Origin of the sequence: Sorangium sp. So ce145, from assembly GCF_051525985.1 — a bacterium.
In the GTDB taxonomy this organism is placed as follows: Bacteria; Myxococcota_A; Polyangia; order Polyangiales; family Polyangiaceae; genus Sorangium; species Sorangium cellulosum_B.
This window is the reverse complement of the sequence record NZ_CP150315.1, coordinates 5125126-5150183: the sequence shown is the minus strand read 5'-3', so window position 1 is coordinate 5150183 and position 25058 is coordinate 5125126. Positions and strand designations below refer to the sequence as shown.

Genomic DNA, 25058 nt, shown 5'->3' with positions numbered 1-25058 from the left:
GCGGGCGCTCGTCCCAGATGCCTGCGCTGGCATGGCCTGCTCCCCCTAACACACGCCCGGACAGCGGCCCATGGCCCGCGTCCTGCGGCCCGGCCGCGGGCTCATCGCCGCTGTCCTCGCCACTGGAACAGGGCGGCAGCGCCCGCGGCGAGCACGCTGATGAGGAAGAGCAGCGCGTCCCAGACCGGCCACGCGATGCCGATGGCGCGCTGCAGGAGCACGGCCTCGACGAGCCGCACGAGCAGCGACGCGGACCCGTAGGCCACGAGGGCGATCACGACGGGCGTCGTGAGCCGCGGCGCGAGCGCGCTCATCCGGGCGTCGTCCCGCCAGACACGCCGAAAGACATAGAAGCCGCCGAGAAGCCCGACGCCGAACAGGGCGCACAGGATCCCGAGCGTGAGCAGGGTGGCGCCCTGTCCCGACAGCGCGGCGGCGTCGCTGCTCGCCGCGCGCGCGAAGCCGGCGAGGCAGCTGACGAGGCCTGCGCCGAGCCACCCAAGGCCGAGGCTCACCGCGAGGAAGACCATCTGCCGCGTCAGGTACGCCTCCGACGACGCCGAGCCGGGAAGGCCGAAGGCATGCGAGAGCGCGTAAGGCCGCCCGAGCACGACGGACGCGCGCGCGAGCGACGCGCGAGCGCTGGGCGGCCCGGGCGCGGCCGCTTCCTCGTAGGGCGCGAGCTCGCTGGCGAGCTCGCTCATCGAGCCGTGGCGGCCCTCTCTCTGCTTCGCCATGGCGCGCTGGACGACGGCCTCCAGGCCCGGCGGGATCTCCGGGTTCAGCGATCGCAGCGGCGGCGGCTCCTCCGTCATGACCGCGAGGAGCACTGCCGTCGGGTCGCTGCGCTCGAAGGGGCGCTTCCCGGTGAGCGCGTGGTAGAGGACCGCCCCCACGGCGTAGATGTCGGCCCGAGGATCGATCTCCTCCCCCTTCGCCTGCTCCGGGGCCATGTACGCCGGCGTGCCGAGCACCATGCCGGTCCTCGTGAGCGTGGACGGCGCGGAGGTCTTCGAGATGCCGAAATCGAGGACCTTCACGGTCGGACACGCAGGGTCGCCCGTGAGGAAGATGTTCTCCGGCTTGATGTCCCGGTGAACGATGCCCGCGGCGTGCGCGGCCGCGATGCCGTCGCATACCTCGCGCGCGATCCGCACCGCGGCGCCGGCCGGCAGCCGCCCTCCCGACCCTGCGAGGAGCTCGTCGAGGCCCTTGCCATCCAGGTACTCGGCGATGATGCACGGACGGCCGTCGCTCAGCCGGTTCACGTCGAAGATCTCGACGACGTGCGGGCTCCGGATCGACGCTGCGGCCTCGGCCTCGCGCTGGAACCGCGCGAGGACGGTGGCCTGCTGGGCGAGCTCGGGGTGGAGCGTCTTCAGCGCGAACCGCTTGCCCGGGATGCGGATGTGGTGCGTCTCGTAGACGCGGCCCATGCCGCCTTCGCCGAGCAGGCGGATGACGTGGTACGCGCCCGCCACCGTGGTGCCGACGAGCGGGTCCACCTCCGCCGGCTGCTCGTCCGCCGCGCTCTCCGCGCTCCCCGTGGGAGGAGCGGGTGGACGGACCGTGTCGGCGGTCGCGTCGTGCGCAGCAGCCGCCGCGAGCCCCTTGGGGAGCGCAGCGGGGCGGACCGTCTCGGCGGCCAGCTCGTGCGCCGCCGCGCCCGACCCGGAGGGAGGGGGAGCCCCCGCGGGGGGAGGGGGCGGCGGAGGGCGAACCGTCTCCGCGGTCGTCGAGGTGACCGCAGCGGCGGCGGCCGCGGCCTGCGCTCCGCGCACGGCGGCAAGCGCGGCCTGCCGCTCCGTGTCGCTCATGACGCGGGTGGGGCCATCGCCCTCCTCGCCCCCTGCAGAGCGAGACGAAGGCACGGCAGGAGTGCCCGAGCGACCGGGCGAAAAGCTCGAATCCGACACGCTCAGGGCCTCGCTCCCATGGATCCGGGTCGAACCTCACCAGAGGCGAGGATCGACGAGTCGTCGCCAACGCGCGGGCGAACACCGCGAGGCGACGCTACCACGGATCGCGCCGCGCGAGGGCGCCGACCTGCGGAACCGCGATCGGCACGTGATGTCGAGGTGTTCGCGCGGCCGGGCTGGCAAGTGTCGCGCGGTGCGTAACGGTGGTCAGCCGGTCAGCTCGCGGGCTGCTCGACCTGGACGGGCTTCTGCTTGGCAGCCTTGCGCTGCTCCGCATCGAGCAGGCCGATCCGCGCCTTCTGGCAGCGCTTCAGGCGCTTCTTCTTGAGCGGGGTGGCGAGCCATTCGTGACGCAGACGGACATTCCACTTCGGAGTATTGGCCATGATCGTAGGACTTTCTCTGCGAGGGCGGCGGAGACTACACAAACGTGCGGGGGCGTCAAGCTGTCAGTGGGGTCGCCCGCTTCGTATTTTTCGCTCTCGGCTTGTTGTCAGTAACGTTTGTGAACGTTTGTGCCGTTTGTGCCGTCGCGTGGGTGTGTGCGGCGCCGTGCGTGTTGCGTTCTGTCCCTATCGTCCGTGTGTTGGTGGCGCTGGCTCGCTGGTCCTTACCACGGCGCCGGCGGGGCGGTCCTGGCAATGGCAGCGCGCTCGTCGATCCGCTGCTGGAGGCGGCGCCAGAGCGCGCGTGCAGCGGGCGCGGGGACGGGCGGGAACGCGCGCACGGTGTGGAGCATGGTCGCGGCGCTCGCGTGGAGGGGGCGCTCCGACGCGGTGAGGGCGCACAGGGCGCTGCGGCGCTCGGCCGACTGACGCGCGACGGCGGCGCGGAAGTCCTCGCGGGCGAGGCGCAGGCGGGAGCGGACCGTGTTCTCGTTGAGCGAGAGCTCGCCGGCGATGTCGGCCACCGCGACGCCAAGGAGATCGTACATGACGAGGATCACGCGCCGCTCGGGCGCGATCTTCAGCAGAAGCGCCGTCACGATCTCGGCGCGGTCCGCGCCCGCGAGCGTCTGCTCGGGCGTCGGCGCCGGGGCGCGCTCGTCGAACGGCCAGGACACGCCGGCCCCGGAGGGGATCTCGCGACGCCGGTGAGCGCGCGCGTGGTAGTGGCTCGCCTTTCTCCACGCGATGCCGAACAGCCATCGATGCAGCGCCGCCTCGGGCGTGATGCGAAGGGGCGGCGTTCCTGCCGCGGCGAGCCCGCCCGCAGGGGCCGCGTGGAAACGCCATGGCTCGTAGCTCGCCAGGCCGCGATAGGCCGCGAGGAAGACCTCCTGGAGCATGTCGTCCAGATCGTTCACCGAGACACCCAGCCAGCGGAGCGCGTGATGAAGGAACGGCAAGCCCACGGCATAGACCGTCTCGAACGACGGGCGCGCCGGCGCGGACGGCGGCGAGGACGGCGGCGAGGACGGCGGCGAGGACGGCGAGGCGTGCGGCGGCGTCATCCGGAGCCTCGTGGCGCCGGGAGCTCCGCGCCGGCGCAGGTGGGGTAGGGGCGCGGCGCAGGCCGCCCGGATGACACATCGAACGCCGGCGGCGGCCGGAGCCAGCGCTCGACCGGCTCGAGCTCGACGAGCATGTCCAGGGAGGTCCGGAGAGAGAGGCGAAAGTCGTCGTCCTCGGCGGCTCGAGCGCTGTGGAACGCGACATAAAACAGCACGGTTCCCAGCTGCATCGCCCGCGGATCTCCCCGGCGTTGCAGGAAGCGATCGGCGAGATCGCACAGGGCGTGAAACAGGCGGCCTCCCGGACGACAGCTCTCGGGGCCGCACACCTCGAGGGTGGCGCACCGGCGGGCGCGCCGAGCTGATTGGTTCGTGGAAGGCGCGCGCGTCTTCGTCACGCGCGCCTTCGGACTGCTCCGATTCGGCATGATTCGGTCCCCCGTAACGTGGAGATCGGGATGGATGCCTCGTGCATCCACCCCATGGATTACGGAGACCGCGTGGAGATGATTTCGTCCTGTGCTCTCGCGCGTGCGCCCCGGTGAGGGTGCGGCTGCGCCAGGGCCGGCCGGTGCCAGCCCCGCGAGAGGGTCAGTCCGGTACTGGCGTGAGCTGCACCTCGAGGTGGATCGGCGGGGCGCCGCTCCTGGCCTCGACAAGGCGGTCCCAGGCGAAGTAGCCGGCCTTCTCCACGGTGATCCGGTGCGCGCCGGGCGGCAGCGCGACGCCGTGGGCGGCGACGTAGGCGAGCGCGCCGATGTACTGGTCGTCGATGGTGACCGACGCGTCGGGCACGTTCCCCTTCACCCGCAGCGATACCGTCGCCGGAGCCCGCGCGACGCACGCCGACAGCCCGAGCATCAGGAGCGCCGCCGTGGCGCGCGTCCGCTTCGCGCTCGCCATCGTCACTCCCACTCGATCGTCGAGGGCGGCTTCGAGGAGACGTCGAGCACCACGCGGTTCACGCCGCGCACCTCGTTGATGATGCGCGAGCTCACCCGGGCGATGAGGTCGTAGGGCAGCCGCGCCCAGTCGGCCGTCATCCCGTCGGTCGAGTGCACCGCGCGGAGCGCGATCGCCTCGTCGTAGGTGCGCTCGTCGCCCATCACGCCCACGGAGCGCACGGGGAGGAGCACGCAGAAGCTCTGCCAGAGCGACTCGTAGAGCCCGGCGGCGCGGATCTCCTGGTCGAAGATGGCGTCGGCCTCCCTGAGCACGCGGAGCTTCTCCGGCGTCACCTCGCCGAGGCACCGTACCGCGAGCCCCGGGCCGGGGAACGGCTGGCGGTACAGGATGTCCCGCGGCATGCCGAGCGCCTCGCCGGCGGCCCGCACCTCGTCCTTGAAGAGCTCCCGCAGGGGCTCGATCAGGCCGAGGTTCATCCGCTCGGGCAGGCCGCCGACGTTGTGGTGGCTCTTGATGACGGCGCTCGGCCCCTTGAACGAGACGCTCTCGATCACGTCGGGGTAGAGCGTGCCCTGGACGAGCCACTTCGCGCCCTGGACCCGCTTCGCCTCCTCCTCGAACACCTCGATGAAGAGGCGGCCGATCACCTTGCGCTTCTGCTCGGGATCCACGACGCCGCGCAGCCCCTCGAGGAACCGCGCCGACGCGTCGACGGCGTCGAGGTTCATGTGGAAGTGGCCGCGGAAGGTCCGCTCGACGCTCTCCGCCTCGCCCTCGCGAAGCAGGCCGTTGTCGACGAAGATGCACGTCAGCCGGTCGCCGAGGGCGCGCTGGCAGAGCACGGCGGCGACCGACGAGTCGACCCCGCCCGAGAGGCCCAGGATGACGCGGTCGCTCGGCCCGGCCTTCTCGCGGACCGCGGCGATTGCCTCCTCCACGAACGACGCGGGCGTCCAGGTCGGCGAGAGGCCGGCGACGTCGAACAGGAAGGACTGGAGGATCTCCTTGCCGCGCGGCGTGTGGACGACCTCGGGGTGGAACTGGAGGCCGTAGAGCTTGTCGCGCTCGCGGGCGACGGCGCAGAGCGGGCTGCCGGTCGTGGTGCCGAGCGACACGAACCCCTCCGGCATCGCGGTGAGCCGATCGCCGTGGCTCATCCAGACGTCGATGGCGTCGCCCTCGGCGAAGCGAGAGAAGATGCCCGTCGGGCGCTCGACGCGCACCGTCGCGGGGCCGTACTCGCCCCCCGTGTGCGCGCGCTCGACCTTGCCGCCGAGGTGATACGCCATGAGCTGGAGCCCGTAGCAGATGCCCAGCGTCGGGACGCCGAGCTCCAGCACCTCCCGGGAACAGCGAGGCGCGTTGTCTCCGTACACGCTGGCGGGGCCGCCCGAGAGGATGAGCGCCCGAGGGGCGAGCCGGCGCAGCTCGGCGATGGGCACGTCGAAGCGGTGGATCTCGCAGTAGACGCCAGACTCGCGCACGCGCCGGGCGATGAGCTGCGTGTACTGAGAGCCGAAATCGAGGATGACGACGAAGTCCCGCCGGGGTGAGAGCATGGCTGCCGCTAGCATGGCGGGGCTGGATCCGCCAGAGTCGCGCGGCCGAGGCGCTCGCCGCACGCCCGCTCGCGGCGCACGTCGCTACGGCTGCGTGGGCGGCGGCGGCGGCGTGGTGGGCGGCGGCTGCGTGGACGCGGGCGGCGCGCCCGGCGACGGGGCGAGCAGCGGCGCGCCCGGCGTCGCGTCGGTCGCGTCGGTCGCATCCGGCTCATCCGGCGGCGCGGCCGGCGCGTCGTCGACGCCGCCGTCGTACCCGCGCGGGCGCTCGTACTCGGGCGGCGGACCGGGCGGGAGCGGCTTCGGCGCGGCGGAGGAGCACGCCGCGGCGAGGTGCGCGGCGAGGATCGCGGCGAGCGCGGCGATCGGCGAGGTGTGGCGGGCGCGAGTCATAGCTCCACTCCGCTCCCCCCGGTGTTCCCGGGAGGAGCACGATACGGCGGTATTTCGGGAGGGCCGGCCGGATCGGGCGGGACCTGGAGCCCCTCCGGATCGGCGAACGGCGAGGAGGGGACGGAGGGGGCCGCCGGCGGCGCGTCGAGCGGCGCCCCCAGCGCGCCCGGCGCCGCGAGGGGGATGCCGGTGCTCGCCGTGGCGGGCGCGTCCGCGCCTGCATCCGAGCCCCCGCACGCCGGTGCGATCGCGGCGAGGAGCGCCCCCGCGAGGAGCGCCGCGCCGCGCCGCGGGCGGGCAGCGGCGCTCCTCGCGGGGGCGCGGCGGGCGTCTCGGGAGCGGGGTGCGAACGACGCCTGGCTCGAGCTTCGGAGATCGCCGGACACGGCGGGTACGCTAGCATGGATGCGCAGGAGAACGGTTGGCCCGCGCAGGGAGGCGAGCTAGGTTCCCGCTGTGGAACAGAGCAACATCGATCTAGAGGGCGCGCTTCGCGCGCTCTGCCAGCGCGCCCGGACGGCTGCCCGCGCCCTCGCCCCGCTGGACAGGGCCCAGAAGGACCGCGCGCTGCGCGCCATCGCCGAGCGGCTGCGCGCCGAGGCCGGCGAGGGCAAGCGCTCCGCGGTGCTGGCCGCGAACGCCGAGGACGTGGCCGCGGCGCGCGCCGCCGGCGTCTCCGAGGCGCTCGTCGACCGGCTCGTGCTCGACGAGGCGCGGCTCGCGGCGATCGCCGGCGCGGTGCTCGAGGTCGCCGCCGCCAGCGATCCGGTCGGGCAGGTCGTCGGGATGGAGCGGCGGCCGAACGGGCTCCTCGTCGGGCAGGTGCGCGTTCCGCTCGGCGTGATCGCGATGATCTACGAGTCGCGCCCCAACGTGACGGTCGACGCCGCCGTGCTCTGCCTGAAGAGCGGCAACGCCGCGATCCTCCGGGGCGGCAAGGAGGCGGCGCGCTCGAACGCGGCCCTCGGCGAGCTGATCTCGGACGCGCTGCGCTCGGTCGGTCTGCCCGCTGACGCGGTGCAGATGGTCCCCTCGCTCGACCGCGAGGCCACGCGGATCCTGCTCGGCCTGACCGGCATGATCGATCTGGCCATCCCGCGCGGCGGCGAGGGCCTCATCCGGTTCGTGGCCGAGAACGCGCGCGTCCCCGTGATCCAGCACTACAAGGGCGTGAACCACCTCTACGCCGACGCCGGCTGTGACCTCGAGATGGCCTGCCGCCTCGTCGAGAACGGCAAGCTCCAGCGCCCCGGCGTCTGCAACGCGCTGGAGTGCCTGCTCGTCCACGAGAGCGTCGCGGCGCCCCTGCTCGGGCGCGTGGCCGCCCTCTCGGAGCGCGGGCTCGAGCTGCGCGGCGACGCCGCCACCTGCGCGCTCGTGCCGTCGGCGCGCAAGGCCGCGGAGGACGACTACGGGCGGGAGTTCCTCGCGCCCATCCTCGCGGTGCGGGTGGTGCGGTCGCTCGACGAGGCGATCGAGCACATCGGCCGCTACGGGTCGATGCACACCGAGGTGATCTGCACGCCCCGCTACGACCACGCGCAGCGGTTCCTGCGCGAGGTCGACGCGAGCTGCGTGCTCGTGAACGCGTCGTCCCGGTTCAACGATGGCGGCGAGCTCGGCCTCGGCGCGGAGATCGGCATCTCCACGACGAAGCTCCACGCCTACGGCCCGATGGGGCTCGCGAGCCTGACGACGCTCAAGTGGATCGCGTACGGCGAGGGCCAGACCCGCTGACGCGGGCGAGACGAGTGGCGCCGGTCATCGACCGAGCGCAAGAAAGCGAGAGAACGTTGGCGAGCAAGAAGGACGCAGGCGAGGGGAGCAGCAAGCCGCGGGCGAAGTCGGGGCCTTCGGCGGGCGAGGGCGCGGAGCCGCGCGCGCCGGCGCGGAAGAAGGCGACCACGGCCAAGGCGGGCGCGGCCGGTCGAGCGTCGTCCGCGGCGAAGCCGAAGCGGCCGGCGTCGCCCCGGATCCGCGCCTCCCACGCGGGCGTCGGCGAGCCCGGCGCGAAGAAGGTGGTCCGCGCGCGCCGCGCGGGCGGCGAGGCGGAGCCGCTGGAGCGCGCGGCGCGGCCGATCCCGGCGGATCGGCCGGCTTCGAGGGCGCGGCGTCCGGCGCGCGACGACGGCGACGCGCCGGCCCCGCGGGCCGCGCGTGGCGGCGGCGAGGGCGGCGCGAAGGCGGCGCTGCCGCTCGCGGGGCGGTCGCCCGCGCGGAGCAAGTCGCCGCTCGCGGGCCCGAAGCGCGCCGGCTCGCGCCGGAGCACGCCGCCGCCCGTCCCCGAGCCGTCGGCCCCCGCGCGCGAGCTCGCGCTGACGCTGGCCGCGGCGGGGCTCGACAAGAAGGCGATCGGCGTCGAGATCCTGGAGGTCGTGGGGCGCGTCGACTACGCGGACTACCTCGTGATCATGACCGGCCGCTCCGACAGGCACGTCCACGCGATCGCGACGGGGCTGGAGGAGGCGGTGCGCAAGCAGAAGCTCGCGCCGCTCTCGATGGAGGGCCTCGCCGCGGCGACCTGGGTGCTCATCGATTTCGGCGACGTGGTGGTGCACGTGTTCCAGGAGGATACGCGCCGCCTCTACGACATCGAGGGGCTCTGGATCGACGCGGGGCGCGTCCCGGTCCCGGAGGAGACCCTGCCGCCGGGGGCGCAGCCCGCCCCGCGGTTCGATCCGAGCTGAGCGCGCCGTGCGACTCGTCGTCGCCGCCGTCGGGCGCGTGAAGGACAAGCCGCTGCGCGCGGCGATGGACGAGTACCTCGGCCGCATCCGCCGCTACGTGGCGTGCGACGAGATCGAGATCCAGGACGGCCCGCCGGCGAAGGTCGGGCCGCTCCTTGCGCGCGCGTCGGCGGGGGCGAGCGTCATCGCCATGGAGGTGGGCGGCAAGGCGCTCGGCAGCGAGGCGTTCGCGGCCGGCGTCGAGCGCTGGGGCTCGCGCGGCAAGGGGGTGGTCGCGTTCCTGATCGGGGGCGCGGACGGGCTGCCGCCCGACGTGTCCGCCGCGGCGGACGACCGGTGGAGCCTCTCGCCGCTCACGTTCCCGCACCGCCTCGCGCGGCTCGTGCTGATCGAGCAGCTCTACCGCGCGATGACCCTGCTTCGCGGCGAGCCCTACGCTCACTGAGGCGGCCGCGCCGCCCCTGCGGCCGCCGCGCCGTTCACTCCTTGGGCCAGTCGGGGCACGCGAGCTCCATCGGGCCGTTGAACCAGCTCGCGTAGGCCGCCTCGCCGGCCCTGTTGTACCGGCCGAGGTGCCGCTCGAAGTACTCGCCCCAGTGGGGCCTCCGGCCGTCGGCGTCGGTGAACCCGTACTCCCTCGCGAGATCCCACGAGCTGAACACGCGGCCGGACTTCGTCGCGACGTGTGGATCGGCGGCGAGCGCCGCGACGGCGCGGCCCACGTAGAACGGCGTCTCCGATTCGATGAAGTGCGGGTCCTTCTCGGCGGCGTCTCGCCAGTTCGCCTCGGTGACGCCGAAGTGGTCGAGCATGGCCTCCGAGCGCAGGAAGCCGGGCGTCACCGCGAGCGCCGTCATGGCGGGGTGGCGGCGCAGCTCCCAGGCCATGGCGAAGGCCAGGCGGATGACCGACATCTTCGCGAGGTCGTAGAAGAGGTTGCCGCGGTAGCCGAAGTGGTCGCCGTCGGTGATCTCGACGATGAGGCCGCGATCGCGCTCGAGCATGAGCGGCACCGCGTGGCGGCTCGTGATGATGTGCGAGGTGACGGCCCGCTCGAGCAGGAGCTTCCCGCTGGGCAGGGAGAGCTTCCAGAACGGCTGGCCGAACTCGGTGAGCTCATCGCCGCCCCACACGTCGTTGACGAGGATGTCGAGCCTCCCGTGCTCCTGCCGGATCCGGGCGCAGAGCGCCTCGACCTGCTCCTCGACGGTGTGGTCGACCTGCGCGGCGACGCCGCGCCCTCCGGCCGCGCCCACGAGCTCGGCGGTCTCCTCGATGGTCTCGGGGCGCTGGCCCGTGGCGGGCCGGCCGCGGACGCTGCGCCCTGTGCAATAGACCGTGGCGCCGGCCTCGCCGAGCGAGCATGCGATGGCGCGCCCCGCGCCGCGCGTGGCTCCGGCGACGAGGGCGACCTGTCCTTCGAGCGGTCTCATACGGTGTCTCCTCCTTGACGACCGGCGTTGTCGGGGACGCGCGCGGGCTCCTGCGACGCGCGCGTCCTCGCGTTCCGTCCTGCTCCGGTCGTCCTGCGACGCTACGGGGGAATTCCTGACGTCTCCTGTCATGAATTGCGCGTAGCCTCTCGGGCGGCTCATTTCGGGGCCGGGAGCCACGGACGGTCATGCGCGCGGATCGGCTGCTCAGCTTGATGTTGCTCTTGCAGCGGGCGAAGAGCCGTCAGCTGACGGCCGAGGACCTGGCGCGCCGCCTGGAGGTCTCGGCGCGGACGATCTACCGGGACCTCGACGCGCTGTCGTCCGCGGGCGTGCCCGTGTATGCGCAGCGCGGCCCGAGCGGCGGGATCTCGCTGGCGGAGGGGTGGCAGACGAGCCTGACCGGGCTGACGCAGCCCGAGGTGCAGGCGCTCGCGGCGGTCGCCGCGCCCGGGGCGCTGGCCGACATCGGGCTCTCGGCGGCGCTGGAGAGCGGGCTGATCAAGCTGTCGGCGGCGCTGCCGGCCGTGCACCGGTCGCTGGCCGAGCACGCGCGGCAGCGGCTCCACGTGGACGCGTCGGGGTGGTTCCAGGGCAGGGAGGTGGTGCCGCACCTCGACGTCCTGCGGGAGGGGGTCTGGCAGGATCGCAAGGTGTGGCTCGCGTACCGGGACTTCGACGGGGAAGCGAGCGAGCGGGTGGTGGAGCCGTACGGGCTCGTCATCAAGGCCGACCGCTGGTACCTCGTCGCCGGCACCGAGCGGGGGCCGAGCATCTTCCGGGGAGCGCGGGTGGCGGGCGCGCGGCTCCTCGAAGCGACGTTTGCGCGGCCGGAGGGGTTCGACCTGGCGGCGTGCTGGAAGGGCTTGAGCCGGCGGTTCGCGGAGCAGAGGGCGAGCTACGTGGTGACGTTGCGCGTGACCGGGGAGGGGGAAGAGGCGCTCCGGCGGGTCCGGCCCGGCGGCGAGCATGCGCGGTGGGGGCGGGGATCGTGCGGGCGCGAGGGGACGAGCGTCGTGACGGTCGACTTCGAGCGGGAGTCGATCGCGATCTCGCAGATCGTCGGGCTGGGCAGGGGCGTCGAGGTGATCGAGCCGGCGGCGCTGCGGGCGCGGCTCAGGGAGATCGCGAAGGATCTACGAGCGGTCTACGGGGCGCGCGGCGCGGCGGCGCCTCAGCGCAGGGGCAGGAAGAGGTGAGCCGGCACCGGAGGGATCGCGAACGTGTCCAGGCTCATTCCACGTCAGGACACGAATACCCGATCTCCCAGTCCTGCACCTGGACTCCGCCGGCGCCGTCGCTCGTCGGATTCAGCGTCACCTGGAGCTCGAGGTAATCCGCTTGCGCTCCCGGCAGCGCGCCGAGATCGACGGCGCACGGCGGCGTCGAGGTGTCGTCGCACACCTGGGTATCGGCCGGCGTCGCGTGGGCGGTCGCGGCGAGCGTCACGGCCGCTGCGCCGAGATCGGCGGTGTCGTCGGCCGATCGCACGAAGAACTCGACGCTCGAGTCGCCGGGCGTGGTCGTGCTGTACGTGAGGTATTCCCACCGGGCCTTGGTGCCCGGCGGGCAGACGCCGTGGTAGCGCTCCCAGCTCGTGGTGATGGGCGAGAGGGCCTCGTCAGCGCACGGGACGGTCGCCCGGATCTTCCCGCCCGGGTTCTCGCGGGCGATGGAGCAGGTCTCCGGGCAGAGCCTGGCGGTCGTGTGCGTCGCGTCGGTGAAGTACCAGCCCGTGCCGCAGCTGCCGGGCCCGGCCTGGGGCGTGAGCGTCGTCTCCACGCCGGCGGCGTTCTCGTAGGTGACGGATACCGAGGCGGGATCCGAAGCGCCCGCGCTGGGGACCGCGACGTCGCACGACCGCGCCTCTCCGCGGATCGAGACGAGCGCATCGAGGACGCTACCTTCCAGCGTCGAGCCAGCGCTGAGGTTGTACGCCCGCCCTCCGCCCTGGTCCGCGATGAGGTTGATGAGCTCCGCGTTCGAGTTGCCGAAGCCCACGGCGTGCACGCGAACGCCGTGGTTCACGCAGGCGTTTCGCGCCAGGTTTCCGATCGCGTTGGGGACGGTGTTGCAGCTCGACGGGACGCCGTCGGTGAGGAAAACGACCGCGACCTCCTCCTCGGGATGGGCGTCCTTGTAGTTGTTCGCCCAGGTCGTGGCGCCGTCCAGCGCCGGGTACATCGGCGTTTCGCCGTTGGGCGTCGGGAAGCTGATGAAGGCCTGCATCAGCTTGATCTCTTGCTGATCCCCCATCGCCGCAGACGCCGCGGTCAACCTGTCGGCCGCGGCGCCGTTGAACGGGACGACCGGCAGCGCGCAGCCGCCGCCACCGGCGGGCGGACAGGAAGGGGTGTCGCTGCACGGGCCCGGGTTGTCGTGCGGCCAGAACCGGAACGCGACGCCGAGCCCCGCCGACGCCGGATCCTGGAAGAAGGACTTGAGCGCGTTCGTCGCCGGAATCCATCGATCCGCGCTCACGTCCACCCCCGACAGCGTCTGCCGCATCGAGGTGGATCGATCGAGCGCCACGAACAGGGTGACCGGCCTGAACGGCGAGGTGCTGGCCGTGGCGGTGCAGGCGGGCGACCCGCACTCGCCCGATTGATAGACGCTCCCGTTGTTGCCGCACTGGCACTCGGCGATCTGCCCCGCGCCCGGCGGATTCACGATGAGCTCCATGCCGTCGGTGACGCCGGTGCAGCCCGCCACGCTGATGCACTCGCCCGGCTCGATCGGCTCTGTCGTCGTGCAGGCGAGGGTGCCGCCGGTCGGGCTGCACGCGTCGAGGATCCGGCTCGGTGCCGAGGAGGGGAGCTGGCCCGCGCCCGCTGGATAGCGGTGGATGGCGATGCCCGCGGGCGCCTGGGTGTTGCCGCGGTTGCAGACGGGGATCGTCCCGCCGCAAGGGACGCCGACGGTGAGATCCACGCCGCTGCAGGCCGGGTTCGTCTCGCCGGGCAGGTAGGGATCGCAGGTGCCTCGCGGCTCGCCTGGTTCTGCGCTGCAGCTCGTGCCGCACAGGGAGTCGGCCAGGCCCACGCACGCCGCGTCCCAGGCCGGGGCCGCGTCGTCGCACGTCTTGGGGGCGCACTCCGTTTCGACATAACCCGCGCAGGTCGCGCTCCACGTCCCGGTGCACCTGCCGCCTGACAGCACGGTTCCCGGGGGACATACGCCGCTGGGCGCTGTGCAGCGGCCTGGGAAGACGCAGGTGCTGCCCGTGCCGATGATCGCAGTGCACTGCGCGGTGTTCGTGCACGTGATCTCGCAGCAGCGCGGATGGTTCGCGCAGATGTTCGCGATGCACGCATCGCCGCAGGTCGTGGTCATGTTGGTCGCCGGGCCAGGCACCGCCACGCAGGCGTCGTGCGCGCAGTCGCCCGGCGTGGCCGTCTGCGTGCAGCAGCTCGGCCGAGCGTCGCAGACCTTCGTCACGCAGCCGCTGCAACTCGACAGCAGCGAGTCGCCCGTCGCGCACGGATCGTGGGCGCACGCGCCCTGCGCGGGGTTGTCGCAGTGCTGGTCGAACTGGCAGTCCTCGCCGGTCGTGCACGGCTCGTTCGTGCCCTGCCGCGCGACGGACTCCGGCAGCTCGTCGAGGTCACCGACCGACCAGCCATAGGTCGCGCCGGTGCCCTCGTGGTCGACGGGGCTTCCGCCCGGCGGCCCCTCGAACGACTCGCCGCCGCAGGGCGCGCACGGGCCCCCGCAATCGACGCCGTTCTCGCTGCCGTTCTGGATCCCGTCGTCGCACGTGACGTAGCAGACGTCGAGCTTCGGCCGGCTCGCGATCTCCGGCCGCTCGCTGCTCTTGAACTCGCTCCTCACGACCGGGTCTTCCTCGATGAGGACGCCGTGGTTCTCGGCCTCGCCGCTCACCCACGCGCGCGCGAGCGCGGTGAGGTCGGAGGAGCGGACGCCCGCCGCCCCGCCGCCCCGCCGCCGGTGAACGACGCGGCGATCGCCGGATCGAAGGACTCTCCGAAGCTCCCCCAGGTCGCGGTGGACTCCGCCCAGGCGCTCGTGACGCGGTGGACGCGGACCGTGCTGGTGTCCGCCTTGTAGATCTGCGAGAGCGACAGGTTCGCCGACACGATCTCGGCGTTCGATGGGACGCCGGAGAGGTCGAACCGGAGCAAGCTGCGCCGGATCCCGCCGCTCGCGCTCGTCCCCGAGCTGAGCGCCACGTTCGCGCCGTCGTTCCACGTCGGCGCGTTCTGCCAGAGCACGACGTCGGCCACGCCCGCTGGTCCGGCGCCGCGCTGGACGGTGGTGCACACCTGTCCTTCGGTCGATAGTGCCTGCGCGGCGCGCGCCGCGCCCTCGTCTCCCGCGCCGCCGGGATCGGCGCCGCAAGAGGCCGCGAGGGCGCTCGCCACGCCGGCGCACAAGGCATTGAGGATCTTCATTTTATCTCTCATGCAAAGGTTCTCCCTGACAGACGTTGTCGTTGACCGCGCAAAGCTCCGCCGCGCGCAAGGCCGGGGTCGTGTGGCCCGACGGTCACGAGCGCTGGGGGCGAGGCGATGTGCGGTGTGAATCGCTACGAAAGCCTAAGGCAGATATTCATCTAGGGTCTTCCTCTTACTCATTCATGTCAAGACGTGAAGATCAAGATCGAGTGTTTCGTCCATGGGATGCCAGCTCCTGGCAGCTCATTCATCATTGTCATCATTGAACTGTTTGCATAGTCCGCAACAACTGCATCACAAGCGCATCGCCCGCAAAGTTTGCGAATTGAACTGTTTGCACGGTCTGCATCGACTGCGTCGCATCTGCGTCGCTTGCAACATTTTGCGAAGCTGTCATCGAGGCAGCGGCCGATGAGCCGCGTGCGAGTCTGACCGGCCGATCAATGGCCGAACGATGGCCGACCGGATGGTCGGTTATCCTTTGATCAGGCAGGTTCACGGCTTGAGCACCCGCCAGCATCCACATGGAGTCTGGAGGGCAACACGCAAAGACACGATCTGTGGGGGTCGCTGCCGCTCGGTGCGCGAGAAGGCAGGTCGCAGCGAGCGCTTCGACCACAGGCCAGGGCGGTTCGTTCGGCGTCGATTCCAGGGGCTCAGGTCGGGCAGAGCCGCACGACCCGCGAGAGCGGCGCGAGCCGTGGGAATCCTGCGAACCGCGCGAACCGTGCTAACTGCGCGCGACAAGCGCGCGGGCGCGACGATGGCCTTGACTTCCAGGAGGCCCCATCGTTGCAGGTGATCATCACCCACGTGCGCGGCGCGTCGGCTTCCCAGCGCCCCGCCTCGATGTCGTCGAGGGAGCGCTTCATCTCGTGCTCCGTCACGCGAGGGTCGAGATAGAGCAGCAGCGGGAAGACGACGGGGAGCTCCGGCTTGAGCTCGGGGATCCAGCGGTTCTCCGGCTGAAGCTGGTTGAGCACGCGGTAGACGAGCTGCGAGCCGACGGGCAGCTCGACCGGACGGCCCGTGGCGACGGCCTGGCGGAGCGCGTCGCGGTGCACGGCGTTGTGCGGGTCCCAGCGGTCGCCATGGACGATCCACACGCGAGCCCGCGTCGTTGCCGACCACATGGCCCCACACGGGCCAGCGGTCCCAGGGATCTAGAGGAAGTCGAAGACGTCACCGGCGAGGACGATCTCCGTGGGCGGTTCGCCGGGCGCACCGAGGTGGTCGAGGAGGCCGGCGAGCGCTCGATCGTCTCGAAAGGTGGCAAGGGGGCCCGGTGGGGCCGAGGTGCAGATCCGAGAGGACGACGACACTGCGGCGGAGCATGGCGAGTCGAATGCTATAGGTGACACGGTCAGCTAGGGCACCGGACAGAGGGAGCCGTTCGGTCGAGGTCGGGATTCCCGCAGGTCGAGGCGGCGCTCCCAGCGGGGGCTCCCTGAGGGGTGACTCTATGACCCCTCGACCAGATCTCGCAGCTGAGCTAGCTCCTGATCCACCCATTCTCTCTGCTCGTCGAACGCCGCCTCGGAACACCCCGGCGGCCGCTGGATGGTGAAGAGGAGCAGGCTCCCGGGGCCGTGTCGCACGATGCGCATGGGCATCCGCAGCTCTCCGCTGCCCGGATCCACGCAGTGCCAGACGACGCCCGCGGACGGGTCTGCCTCGTAGCGGAAGCGCACGTTTCCCTGGGGGGAGCTCACGATCCAGCGCTCCCCCTCCTGTCGCAATCCCTGGCAGAAGCGCGTGCCCCAGCGCGGCAGGAGGCGGATGTCCGCGGCCAGACGGAACGCCGTGTCCAGGGGAGCGCGCGTCAGGGCGAGGGCCGTATATCGCGTGTCACCGGGCTCGTGTCCCGGAAAGTAGCTCACCTCCAGGCGCTCCAGAAGCGCGCGCATGCGCGGAAACAAGGCGGCTCCGTGAGACGAGCCGCAGTGGGCGGCCAGCGCCTCGCCGTCTTGATAGCGGTCCAGGACCACATAGCGCCCGGGCGCGCCGTCCCTGAACAGGTCGTAGCTGAGCGTGCCCGGCTCATGGGCCCGGACTGCAGCCGCGTGGGCCCTGAAGATCGCCTCGAACTCCGCCTCGGAACCCGCCTTGGCCTGCGCGCGCTTGATACCACCGATCATGAGTCCTCCTTTCGACCTCGCGGAAGTTACGCGCCGGCGGGGCGGCCGACTTGGAGGATCTTGCGATCGGTCGGCGGCTGTCCTCGGAGGCGCCGGACGGTCGACGGGCTGCACCTGATCTCCCGGCGAAACCCATCGGTGAAATGGCTGCCTCCAAAACCCCAAGGAGATCTCGACGCGGAGAGTGTCGACAGCCTCCGTGGAGAAAAAAAACAACCCGGCGCGTGTCGATACCCTCCGGCGGACCGCTCACTCCGGGAAGAACGTCTCGATCGTCAGCGCCGGCGTCCCGTCCGCGTGGACCCCGCCGAGCACCGCGAGCGTCCCGTTCGGCGCGGGCACCACGGCCGCGCCGCGCCGCGGCTCCCGCAGCGGCAGCTCCTCGACCTGCGCCGCCGCGACGTCGACGATGAAGCTCCGCGTGAGCCCGTCCTCGCCCGCCTCGGAGCCCAGCGCGAGGACGCGCCCGCCGGGCAGCGCGAACGCGGCAACACCACCGACGGCCGCGGGCAGCGCGGCGCCCTCGACCTCCACGGCCGCGCAGGTCACGGCGCACCCCGGCGCGAGCCGCCGGGTCGGCGCCGCGGCGCCGCCCTGGACCCCGCCGACGAGCGCGATCTCCCCGGGACCGGTCACCGCGGCGCCCGCCCCCTCGGAGGCGTCCGGCGGAAACGGCCTCGGCGAGAACTCGGTCGCGCCGTCGCCGAGCACCTCCAGCCCCGCGCCGTCCGCGCTCCCGCCCGCGACGACCAGGCCCAGACCTTCCACCCACACGGCCGCGGCGCCGGCCCGCGCATGGCGGAGCTTCGCCACCGAGAGCGCCCCGTCCGCGCCGACGACGAGCACCTTGTCCGAAGGCGCGCCCGGCGCCCCCGCGGCCGCGCCCGCGCGCGTCGCGCCGACCACGAACGAGCGCCCATCCGAGGCCTCGACCGTCCGGCCGCCCGCCACCTCCGCGAACGAGCCGAGCCCCTCGGGCAGCGACGCCTCGGCGCTCTGCCCCGACGCGATGTCGGTCCAGCTCGCGCCCTCGTCGTCCAGCGTGAGCAGCAGGTCTCCCCGCACCACGAGCGACCGCGCCGCCCGCGGGAGCGCGCCGCTGGTGGCGCTCCCGCCCCACGCCGCGAGGTCGTACGCGTCGAGCCGCGCCGGGTCGACGGTGCCCGCCGCGGCGCCCGCGGCCGCGGCCCCGCCGGTGAGGATCAGGTAGCGCTCCGCGAGCGCCGCCCCGGGCGCGCCGACGCGCGACGCCGCGAGCTCGCCCGGCGGCCGCGCCCACCGGCCGGTCCGCTGGGCGAAGAGCGGCAGCACGTCGCCCGTCACCGCGGCGAGGTAGATGCCCGCCGCGGAGCGCCCCCGCACCACGGTCGCGCCGCCCGCGTCGAGGCCGCGCACCTCGAAGGTGTAAGCCCGCTCCGCCGGGATCTCGCCGAAATCGAGCTCGCCGCCCGGCGCGGCCGCCGCCGACACGGTGACGTCTCCCTCGGCCGTCGTCGCGGTCACCTCGACCCGGGCGACGGGCGGGTCGTCCTGGAACGCGGTCGCCTCGTGCCCCGGCACGACCTCGACCGTGAGCGTCCACGGCTCTCCAGCGCAGCCGAGGAGCGACAGGGCGAGCGCGGGGAGGACACGGCCCAGGAGCGGGATCTTCATGAGGGCCGAGTCATAGCGCCTCGAGCGCGCGAAAGCCCAGCGGTTGCGTGTCGCCGCGCGGGTCCGCGGGCAGAGCGAGATGGATTGGCCAGGTTCGTCGACCTCGACCTTCAGTCACATCGGTACTTCCACATGCAGAAGCCCTGTTCGTCCTGGAGGCCAGGCCCGTGGAACATGCGCCAGCACTCCATGCCGCTCGGGCACGTGGTGCTCTCGTCGCAGGGCAACTCGCAGACCGAGTTGCACACCGGCGTGGCGGTGCCGCTCGGCGGCCGCGGGCAGTCCTCCGCCGTTTCGCACGCGTAGTTGCATTGCGCCGCCACATCGCACCACGTCGATCCATCGTCTTGTCGCTCGGCGACGTAGGCCACCCTGCACATGCGCTCTTCACCGCTCGGTTCGGGATCCGGACAGACGTGGGGGAGGGCGAAGTTGCCCTCGTCCCCGGAGGAAACGCAGGCTGCCCACGGCCCTTCGGTGGCCCCCTCGACGGTGGTCGCCAGGCGGATTTCCACGATCGGATCGACATGACGGTCGCCGCACGCCGCCTGTGCGGGCGCGAAGGCCGCCGACAAGCCCAGAGCCCAGAGCCTCGTAGCCGTGATCTTCATTGGGTCCTCCGCGCCGCGCGCCGACGCGCCCGGCGTCAAAGATGGTCTGCGCTGAGGTCACGGAAGCTGCCCGTTTCGGCTCACGGCAACACGACCTCCACGCCGAGAGACGCGCCGAGGAACGGGCGACCCCACGCGTCCGTCGCGCGGCCTGCGGCGTCGATCACGACGCGCGGCGCCGCGATCCCGGCGAGCAGGTGCTCGCTGATCCGCAGGTGTGGAGTCGGCGCGAACGAGAGCCCAGCGCGCAGGTACGGCGCGACCGCGTACGCGTCCTCCGACCTGCCCGCGTACCGGGGCGAGCGGCCTTCGCCCTCGACGTGCAGCCAGGCGGCGGCGAGCCCTGCGCCGGCCGACGGCAGCCACGCGGCGCCGGTGGGGCCGAGCGGGACGCGCACCCCCAGGGCGGCGAGCGCGATGCGCGTGTGCCGCGTGCCCTCTTTGCCCTCACGGCGCGCGCTGGCGAGCGGGATCTGCACGAAGGTGGAGAGCCCCAGACGAGACCAGATCATCGCGTACCCCGACACGTCCAGCATCGGGGTGGCGGGCACGCCGCCTGGGCTCCACAGGACCGCCGGCGCCGCACCGACGCCGAACGTCATCGGTGCCCTTCGGGTCGCGCCTGGCCTCGCGGCCGGGGGAGGGGGCGCGCGGGAGGCGGCGTCGGCTCGCGGGCGCGCGGCGGCGACGGGCGCGGGCCTGGCCGGCGGTGGCTCTTGCAGGTCGACGACGGCGCGAGCCTCCGGATCGGCGCCGACCTCGCCCTGCGACGGACGGGGCGAGCGCACATCCAGGAGGCTCGCGCGCAGGAGCTCCACCGCGCGAACCGCGACCGTGGCTGGATCGTCGGCCATCACCGCGCTCTGGACCGATGGGCCGGTCGCGCCATGGGCGATCGAGACCTCGACGCCACCTGGCACCTCCGTCACCCGGATCTCCGCCGACGCTCCGACCTCGCGCGCGCTCGTCTCGATCGGCCCCTGGGAGGGCGGCTCGGCGCCGCCCCTCACGACCACCACGGTGAATCCGAGCGTGGCGAGCTCGGCATAGACGCGCGCCATGATGGGGTCCGACCGGCGATCGGCGATCAGGACGACCTTCGTGCGTGGAGGCTCCGGCGGCGCCGCGCGCGCTTCGGGTGCGATGAGGAGGCAGAGCCCGAGCGCCCAGGCTCCGCCGTGCGCCGCGCGAGCCGGCCTTCGAGACGGCATTCACTCCCCCTCGAGGAGATCCCTGGCGTGCGCGGCGTGGGGCCCCGCCGGATACCGCGCCAGGTAGCGGCGCGCGGCCTCGCGGGCCTCGCTGGCCGGCCCCATCGACTCCCGGCATTCGATGACCCTCCCGAGCGCTTCCTGCGCAAAGGAGCCGCCCGGTTGCTCTTCGAGGTACACGAGGAACCAGCGCTCGGCCTCGGCGTACGATCGCCGCTGGTCGAACGCCATCCGGCCGAGGTGGAAGGCGGCCTTGGCCGCCTCGCCCGAGCCCGCGAACCGGCTCCGCGCCGTGGTGAGCGCCGCCGCGGCGCGCTCCGGCTTCCCGGAGAAGCGCGCGACGTCCGCGAGCGCCAGCAGATCCGCCGCGCTCGCGCGGGCGACGAGCCCGTCGAAGCCCTCGGCCTCGGCCGCCGTCATGGCCTCCTGGTACCTGTCGCTGGCCACGAGATCGCGCCAGGTCGGCCGGCGGGGGGCGGCGTCCGCGGCCTTCGCGACCATCGCGCGTTCGCCGGCGCCGGTCGCCGCGGGGGCCGGCTCGGAGGCCGGCTGATCGACGCGCGTGGCGGACGGCGGAGGTGGAGCGGCGGCGCGCAGCTCCCCGCGCGTGAGCTCGAAGCGCTGCTCTTTGCAGAAGACCTCGAGCGTCTCTCCCGCAGCGACGGCGCGCCGCCCGCCCACGAGCGGCCCCGACACGGCGACCGATCCTTCCCGCAGCACCAGCTTGAGCCGCTCGCTCGCCGGGGACCAGCTCAGCTCGAAGCGCGTGCCGGTGACCAGCACGTCGAACGGGCCGACGTCGAAGTTCCAGGCGCTCGTCGCGGTGTGGGTCACCGTCGCCGTGAGCCGGCCGCCTTCCAGCAGCACGCGCGCGCCATCTGCGCCGGCCGCCACCACCCGCACCCGGGCGTTCGCGTCCAGCGCCAGGGACGTGCCGTCCGAGAAGGCGACCGCCAGAGGAGCCTCCGCGCTGGCGGCGATCCACGCCCCGACCTGACCTTGCGCCGAGCCGACCGCGAACGAGAGCGATCGCGAGGACGGGAGCAGCACGAGGAGCAGCGCCGCACAGACCCCCGCCAGCGCCACGAGGGCCGCGGGCGCGATCCACCGAGGACGCGGGGGGCCGAGGCGCGCAGCCCCGGGACGGGGGGATCCGCCGGCCGCGATCTCCAGGAACCGTCGGCGCGCACCGTCGAGATCCTGCGCCGCGAGCTCTTCATCCTGGGCCCGGCGGAGCTCATGAAGACGATCGAGCGAGGGGCGATCGCTCATGACGCGCCTCCCTTCAGCCACGCCTCGAGGGCGGGTTGGTCCCGCGCCGCCTCAAGGAAGTTGGCCTCGGCGCGGGCCAGCCTTCGCTTGATGGTCGCGAGCGAGACGCCGCACGCGCCGGCGACCTCCTGGAGATCCATGCCCTCGATGCGCCGCAGCGCGAACGCGATGCGCTCGTCGGCCGGGAGCCGCTCCAGCGCGCGGTAGGTCGCGCGCAGCGCCTCGCGGGCCTCACCTTCGTACGGGGGCTCCACGAGGGGGGGGAGCTCGTCGGGGGCGAAGAACAGGAGCCATTTCCTGCGCGCGCGCCGCTGGATGCAGGTCCGCGCCGTGAACACGGCGACCGAGGTGATCCACGCCTTCAGCGCCGCCGGATCGCGCAGGGTGTCGAGGGAGGACAGCGCGCGGACGAAGGCGTCGTGATGCGCGTCGGAGAGGTCGCGGCTGCCGCCGAGCAGCCGGCCGAGGACGCGGAGCACGTGCCCGGAGAAGCGCTCGTGGAAGGCGGAGAGCGCGGCAGGATGCCTCGCGCGGAGGCCCTCCACGAGCGCCTCGTCGCTCGCATAGGCGACCACGCCCAGCCTTCGCGGGGGGGCGAGCGCGCCGGCGCGCATCACCATGATCGTGGGGCTCCGCTGGGAATGATCGAACGCCTCCTGCCGCCTCGTGACCCGATCGGCCCCCTTGAGTCACGGCAGGGCCGCGAGACGGCTCACCGCGGACGAAGCCCGCGGGGATCGTCTGGCCTGCGCGCGCCCGGCGCCAGCCGAGAACTTTCACCGCGCGCGCCGCGCATGCGAGGCTGCCCGGTCCCGCCGAAGCGCGCGCTCACCCGAGAGCGCTCGTTCCGCGACCGGACTTCTCTGGAAGATGTAGGATAAAGTAGCACACGAAAGTTGTGGGTCGCCGGCCGGGCAGGGTAGACGGGGCGAGGAGGACGCATGAGGCGCAGCAAGGGCGAGAGCATGGACACCGGGGCGGTGCGGAACCTCGAGGAGATCCAGGAAGAGGATCCCGGGGCTCGCCCGTCGCGCGCGGGCGCGCTGGTGCTGGCCTCGCTCGGCGGGGCGTGCATCGTCTTCGCGGCGGTGGCGCTCCTGCGCGCCCCGCAGCGCGAGCGGCCGGTCACCGCCGATCCGCTCGGCGATCTGGTCGCGCGCGCCCACCCGGCCGGCGTGAAGCCGGCCCCGCGCCCTGCCACGATCGGGGAGGACGTGACCTTCCCCGCGGTCCTCTCGGACGCGGAGCACCCGACGACCGCGCTCGAGGCCGTGCGTGATCCGCGGGCGGCCAAGGCGGCCACCTCCGCCGAGGCGCCCGCCGCGGAGCCCGTCCCGCCGCCTGCCGCGGACCGGCTGCCCGTGGTCCCGCTGCCGGCGCAGCACGTGCTCGGGCGTCCCGGAGGCGAGGTCGCCCCGAACGACACGCTCACCGCGATGGCCCGCCACGTGTCGCGCGAGGAGGGGCCGGAGACCGAGCGGGGAGGGCCTGGCAACTACCAGCTCCAGGTGAGCTCGTTCAAGGACCCCACCGACGCCGAGAATTTCGCGGCGGCCCTGCGCCGGCGCGGGCACAAGGCGTACGTCGAGCCGGCGTACGTCAAGGGCCGCGGCCTGTGGCACCGGGTGCGCGTGGGCCCCTTCAAGTACAAGCGCTCGGCCGTGATCTACCGGCAGGAGTTCGAGGCCAAGGAGCGCCTCGTGACGTTCATCGTCGACCCGCCCAAGACCACGGTCAAAGTGGCCGACAGCTCCGGCGACGACGCGTAGATCAGCAGCTCTGGAGAGCCCTCCTCCACCGGCGCGCCGCCCCCGCTTCCCGGCGCGCCGCGCCGCCCCCGCTTACCGGCGCGCCGCCCCCGGGAGCGCCGCGGCCGGCGTGAGCGCGCAGGACAGGACCCCCTTGGCCCCGGCGAGCTGCCCGGCGAGCTCGGACAGCTCCTGCCCGCGGCCCTTCAGCACCATCACCTGGAGCAGCCGGGCCGCGTCGAGGCGGACCAGCAGGCTGGAGACCAGAGATCCCGCGCGCCGCTCCTCCAGCTCGGAGATCCGCAGCACGAGCTCCCGCACCTCGGGCTCGTAGACGAGCGTCAGCGTGGCCGCCACCTCGGCCCCCTCGTCCAGCGCGGCGCGCGTCAGGTCCGCGCGGACCAGATCTCGCAGCGCCTCCGAGCGGTTCTCGTAGCCCTGCGCGGTGATGCGCCGATCGAACTCGGCCAGCAGCGCGCGATCCATCGCCACGCCGAAGCGGACCAGGTCGCTCATCGCTCGTCCCCGTTCAGCTCTTGCGCCGCTCGAGGTGCCGCCTCGCGGCGTCCTTCACCGGCGACGTCACGTTCTTGCTCTTCGCGATGCCCCGGAGATCGGACTCGCGCAGGTGCTGGACCAGCCGCGTCGCGACGAGCACCGGCGTCCTCGGGTTCTCGACGAGGTTCCGCTTCACCGTGTAGCTCTTCAGCCACTCGGGCGTCGTCGAGATGATCCGCAGCACCTCGTCCGAGATGTTCCGGTTGCGGCTGATGAGGACGACCTCCTCCTCCTGCATCTGCGGGCTGCGCACGGCGGCGCTGGCCACGAGGCGGTTCGAGTCGCGCACGAGCAGCATGCGCTCCTCGCGCGAGCCGAGCATCGCCCGCCGGATCCGCTGCGACATGGTCATGTCGGCGAGCCGCTTGTAGAGCGGGACGTACTGCTCCTTGATCGCCTCCTTGCCCTCCTCGTCCTCGACGTGGGTGTCGACCGGCTCGTCCGCGGCGAGCGCCTCCGCGAGCGCCTGCGTCTCGCTGAACAGCACGTCGTCCGGCGTGGGCTCGGGCGACGGCTCCGCGATGAGCTCGTCCTTGATCGCGACGCTGACCTCGCGCCACGCCGGGATGCCCGTGAGCTCGACCCCGTTGCGGGACGCGAGATCGACGAGGCGGTCGGCGGTCGACATCCGCGTGTTCTTGTTGAGGTAGAGCTTCTCGATGACGCGCGGGTTCTTGAGCAGCCGCTCCTCGTTGACGGCGATGAGCTCCGTCACCGCCTCGCCCCCGGTCCGCGCGAGCTCCTCGAGCGTCTCCGCGGCGACGCCCGGCATCGCGAGGAGCCTCTCGACGACCGGGAGGCGGTCCGCGTACGCGCGGGCCAGCCGATCGATGACTGGCGGCTGCAGATCCGCGCCGAGCGCCCCCTGGAGCAGCGGCTCGGGGAGCGCCGCCAGCGTCTTCTCCGCGGCCTCGTGGGCCGGCTCCTCCTCGCGCGACGCGAGCAGCACGAGCACCGTCACGACGTCGCCCGGCTTGAGCCCGGGGGCGATGCCGCGCGCCGCCATCTCCCTGAGCTTCTGCGGCGCGCCCGGCTGCGCCAGCTTCTGCGCGGGCGCCGAGAGGGCGCCGACGTCGATCGGCGCGATCATCGAGGCGCCCTC

General features: G+C 73.0%; 26 protein-coding genes. 5 read left to right on the top strand and 21 right to left on the bottom strand.

The window, feature by feature from the left end:
* Window positions 1–101: 101 nt before the first annotated feature.
* From WMF34_RS19030 to WMF34_RS18995, 8 genes are all read right to left on the bottom strand, one after another.
* Window positions 102–1817 carry a serine/threonine-protein kinase gene (locus WMF34_RS19030; RefSeq protein WP_049876289.1) on the bottom strand — a complete coding sequence of 572 codons (1716 nt, stop codon included), beginning with the start codon at window positions 1815–1817 and terminating at the stop codon, window positions 102–104.
* 317 nt (window positions 1818–2134) lie between these two features.
* Entirely contained in the window at window positions 2135–2305 is a 171-nt protein-coding gene (locus WMF34_RS19025) for a hypothetical protein (RefSeq protein WP_012236312.1), read from the bottom strand.
* A gap of 224 nt (window positions 2306–2529) precedes the next feature.
* Window positions 2530–3372, bottom strand: coding sequence for an RNA polymerase sigma factor (locus WMF34_RS19020; RefSeq protein WP_437994123.1), 843 nt, complete (start codon window positions 3370–3372; stop codon window positions 2530–2532).
* Window positions 3369–3602 (bottom strand): hypothetical protein, encoded by a 234-nt coding sequence (locus tag WMF34_RS19015; protein WP_157906767.1) that lies wholly within the window; start codon window positions 3600–3602, stop codon window positions 3369–3371. Before WMF34_RS19015 ends, WMF34_RS19020 begins: the two co-directional genes overlap by 4 nt.
* 361 nt (window positions 3603–3963) lie before the next feature.
* A complete protein-coding gene (locus tag WMF34_RS19010) occupies window positions 3964–4275 on the bottom strand; it encodes a PEGA domain-containing protein (RefSeq protein WP_012236310.1) in 312 nt (103 codons plus the stop codon).
* A gap of 2 nt (window positions 4276–4277) precedes the next feature.
* A complete protein-coding gene (gene guaA / locus WMF34_RS19005; RefSeq protein ID WP_012236309.1) occupies window positions 4278–5852 on the bottom strand; it encodes a glutamine-hydrolyzing GMP synthase in 1575 nt (524 codons plus the stop codon).
* A 69-nt stretch (window positions 5853–5921) separates the two neighbouring features.
* Complete coding sequence (locus tag WMF34_RS19000) at window positions 5922–6230, bottom strand: hypothetical protein (protein WP_437994122.1); 309 nt, start codon at window positions 6228–6230, stop codon at window positions 5922–5924.
* Entirely contained in the window at window positions 6227–6616 is a 390-nt protein-coding gene (locus WMF34_RS18995; protein WP_012236307.1) for a hypothetical protein, read from the bottom strand. Before WMF34_RS18995 ends, WMF34_RS19000 begins: the two co-directional genes overlap by 4 nt.
* A 70-nt stretch (window positions 6617–6686) precedes the next feature.
* Between WMF34_RS18995 and WMF34_RS18990 the strand changes: the two genes are divergently transcribed.
* Genes WMF34_RS18990 through WMF34_RS18980 form a run of 3 tightly spaced genes read left to right on the top strand, consistent with a single transcriptional unit; the run spans window position 6687 to window position 9362 of the window.
* Entirely contained in the window at window positions 6687–7967 is a 1281-nt protein-coding gene (locus WMF34_RS18990) for a glutamate-5-semialdehyde dehydrogenase (protein ID WP_437994121.1), read from the top strand.
* A 56-nt stretch (window positions 7968–8023) separates the two neighbouring features.
* Window positions 8024–8917, top strand: a complete 894-nt coding sequence (gene rsfS, locus WMF34_RS18985; protein ID WP_049876287.1) for a ribosome silencing factor — start codon at window positions 8024–8026, stop codon at window positions 8915–8917.
* 7 nt (window positions 8918–8924) lie between these two features.
* Window positions 8925–9362 carry a 23S rRNA (pseudouridine(1915)-N(3))-methyltransferase RlmH gene (locus WMF34_RS18980; RefSeq protein WP_012236304.1) on the top strand — a complete coding sequence of 146 codons (438 nt, stop codon included), beginning with the start codon at window positions 8925–8927 and terminating at the stop codon, window positions 9360–9362.
* 34 nt (window positions 9363–9396) lie between these two features.
* On the opposite strand, the gene WMF34_RS18975 is transcribed toward WMF34_RS18980, so the two are convergent.
* Window positions 9397–10350 (bottom strand): SDR family oxidoreductase, encoded by a 954-nt coding sequence (locus WMF34_RS18975; RefSeq protein WP_437994120.1) that lies wholly within the window; start codon window positions 10348–10350, stop codon window positions 9397–9399.
* A 188-nt stretch (window positions 10351–10538) separates the two neighbouring features.
* Between WMF34_RS18975 and WMF34_RS18970 the strand changes: the two genes are divergently transcribed.
* Entirely contained in the window at window positions 10539–11549 is a 1011-nt protein-coding gene (locus WMF34_RS18970; protein WP_437994119.1) for a helix-turn-helix transcriptional regulator, read from the top strand.
* Window positions 11550–11583: 34 nt separating this feature from the next.
* Here WMF34_RS18970 and WMF34_RS18965 read toward each other — a convergent pair whose 3' ends face one another.
* The 10 genes from WMF34_RS18965 to WMF34_RS18920 all read right to left on the bottom strand — a co-directional run bounded on the left by WMF34_RS18965 (window position 11584) and on the right by WMF34_RS18920 (window position 22270).
* Window positions 11584–14232 (bottom strand): vWA domain-containing protein, encoded by a 2649-nt coding sequence (locus WMF34_RS18965; RefSeq protein ID WP_437994118.1) that lies wholly within the window; start codon window positions 14230–14232, stop codon window positions 11584–11586.
* Window positions 14229–14762: a DNRLRE domain-containing protein gene (locus tag WMF34_RS18960; protein WP_437994117.1), complete on the bottom strand. Its 534-nt coding sequence runs from the start codon at window positions 14760–14762 to the stop codon at window positions 14229–14231. Before WMF34_RS18960 ends, WMF34_RS18965 begins: the two co-directional genes overlap by 4 nt.
* A gap of 262 nt (window positions 14763–15024) precedes the next feature.
* Complete coding sequence (locus tag WMF34_RS18955; RefSeq protein ID WP_437994116.1) at window positions 15025–15291, bottom strand: hypothetical protein; 267 nt, start codon at window positions 15289–15291, stop codon at window positions 15025–15027.
* Between the two features lie 130 nt (window positions 15292–15421).
* A complete protein-coding gene (locus WMF34_RS18950) occupies window positions 15422–15871 on the bottom strand; it encodes a hypothetical protein (protein ID WP_437994115.1) in 450 nt (149 codons plus the stop codon).
* Between the two features lie 354 nt (window positions 15872–16225).
* On the bottom strand, window positions 16226–16903 hold the full coding sequence (locus WMF34_RS18945) for a putative quinol monooxygenase (protein ID WP_437994114.1): 678 nt from the start codon (window positions 16901–16903) through the stop codon (window positions 16226–16228).
* A 249-nt stretch (window positions 16904–17152) separates the two neighbouring features.
* The gene (locus WMF34_RS18940) at window positions 17153–18556 is read right to left on the bottom strand and encodes a hypothetical protein (protein WP_437994113.1); all 1404 of its coding nucleotides are present in this window, start codon (window positions 18554–18556) and stop codon (window positions 17153–17155) included.
* Between the two features lie 110 nt (window positions 18557–18666).
* Entirely contained in the window at window positions 18667–19071 is a 405-nt protein-coding gene (locus tag WMF34_RS18935; protein WP_437994112.1) for a hypothetical protein, read from the bottom strand.
* A 176-nt stretch (window positions 19072–19247) separates the two neighbouring features.
* On the bottom strand, window positions 19248–20378 hold the full coding sequence (locus WMF34_RS18930) for a hypothetical protein (protein ID WP_437994111.1): 1131 nt from the start codon (window positions 20376–20378) through the stop codon (window positions 19248–19250).
* Window positions 20379–21650 (bottom strand): tetratricopeptide repeat protein, encoded by a 1272-nt coding sequence (locus WMF34_RS18925; RefSeq protein ID WP_437994110.1) that lies wholly within the window; start codon window positions 21648–21650, stop codon window positions 20379–20381.
* Entirely contained in the window at window positions 21647–22270 is a 624-nt protein-coding gene (locus WMF34_RS18920) for an RNA polymerase sigma factor (protein ID WP_012236286.1), read from the bottom strand. The genes WMF34_RS18925 and WMF34_RS18920 overlap by 4 nt, the downstream gene beginning before the upstream one ends.
* 321 nt (window positions 22271–22591) lie before the next feature.
* On the opposite strand from WMF34_RS18920, the gene WMF34_RS18915 reads away from it, so the two are divergent.
* Window positions 22592–23419: an SPOR domain-containing protein gene (locus WMF34_RS18915; RefSeq protein WP_437994109.1), complete on the top strand. Its 828-nt coding sequence runs from the start codon at window positions 22592–22594 to the stop codon at window positions 23417–23419.
* 72 nt (window positions 23420–23491) lie between these two features.
* Here WMF34_RS18915 and nikR read toward each other — a convergent pair whose 3' ends face one another.
* Both nikR and WMF34_RS18905 read right to left on the bottom strand, forming a co-directional pair.
* Window positions 23492–23914, bottom strand: a complete 423-nt coding sequence (nikR, locus tag WMF34_RS18910) for a nickel-responsive transcriptional regulator NikR (protein WP_012236284.1) — start codon at window positions 23912–23914, stop codon at window positions 23492–23494.
* 13 nt (window positions 23915–23927) lie between these two features.
* The gene (locus WMF34_RS18905) at window positions 23928–25046 is read right to left on the bottom strand and encodes a hypothetical protein (protein WP_437994108.1); all 1119 of its coding nucleotides are present in this window, start codon (window positions 25044–25046) and stop codon (window positions 23928–23930) included.
* Between the last annotated feature and the right edge of the window lie 12 nt (window positions 25047–25058).